The sequence below is a fragment of the Flavobacterium cutihirudinis genome (genome assembly GCF_003385895.1).
Classification (GTDB): Bacteria; Bacteroidota; Bacteroidia; order Flavobacteriales; family Flavobacteriaceae; genus Flavobacterium; species Flavobacterium cutihirudinis.
The window spans coordinates 1-1,100 of record NZ_QRDQ01000006.1 but is presented as its reverse complement, the minus strand read 5'-3'; the positions used below and the strand labels follow the sequence as shown (position 1 = coordinate 1,100).

Annotated in this window: 1 pseudogene; it reads left to right on the top strand. The window is 49.8% G+C overall.

Annotated features, from left to right (window positions below):
• Positions 1-1,100 (top strand): annotated as a pseudogene (locus tag BD847_RS20750) (T9SS type B sorting domain-containing protein); the annotation flags it as partial.

Here is a 1,100-nt window from a genome sequence, read left to right as displayed (position 1 = left end):
ACAACACCTGCAGTTCCAACAATCACCCCAACGGCGGCTACATGTTCGGCTGACGGATTCTCAACAATCTCGAATTATGTTTCAGGTGTAAGCTATACTTTTGATCCGACAGGACCGAGTGTTGCAGCTACAGGACTTATCAGCGGAATGGCCCTTGGCACCCCATATACGGTAACGGCAGGAAATACGGATTGTACTTCTGCATCTTCTGCATCATTCAGCAATGCGGCGAAGTTGGCAACTCCTGCGGTTCCGACAATCGCTTCAACAGCGCCTACATGTTCGGCTGACGGGTTCTCAACGATCTCGAATTATGTTTCAGGTGTAAGCTACACTTTTGATCCGACAGGACCGAGTGTTGCTGCTTCAGGACTTATCAGCGGAATGGCCCTTGGCACCCCATATACGGTAACGGCAGGAAATACGGATTGTACTTCTGCATCTTCGGCATCATTCAGCAATGCAGCGAAGTTGGCAACTCCTGCGGTTCCGACAATCGCTTCAACAGCTCCTACATGTTCGGCTGACGGATTCTCAACGATCTCGAATTATGTTTCAGGTGTAAGCTATACTTTTGATCCGACAGGACCGAGTGTTGCTGCTTCAGGACTTATCAGCGGAATGGCCCTTGGCACCACTTATACGGTGACGGCAGAAAATACGGATTGTACTTCGGTTGCTTCAGCTTCATTCAGCAATGCGGCGAAGTTGGCAACTCCTGCGGTTCCGACAATCGCTTCAACAGCGCCTACATGTTCGGCTGACGGATTCTCAACGATCTCGAATTATGTTTCAGGTGTAAGCTATACTTTTGATCCGACAGGACCGAGTGTTGCAGCCTCAGGACTTATCAGCGGAATGGCCCTTGGCACCCCATATACGGTAACGGCAGGAAATACGGATTGTACTTCTGCATCTTCTGCATCATTCAGCAATGCTGCGAAGTTGGCAACCCCTGCAGTTCCGACAATCGCTTCAACAGCGCCTACATGTTCGGCTGACGGATTCTCAACGATCTCGAATTATGTTTCAGGTGTAAGCTATACTTTTGATCCGACAGGACCGAGTGTTGCAGCCTCAGGACTTATCAGCGGAATGGC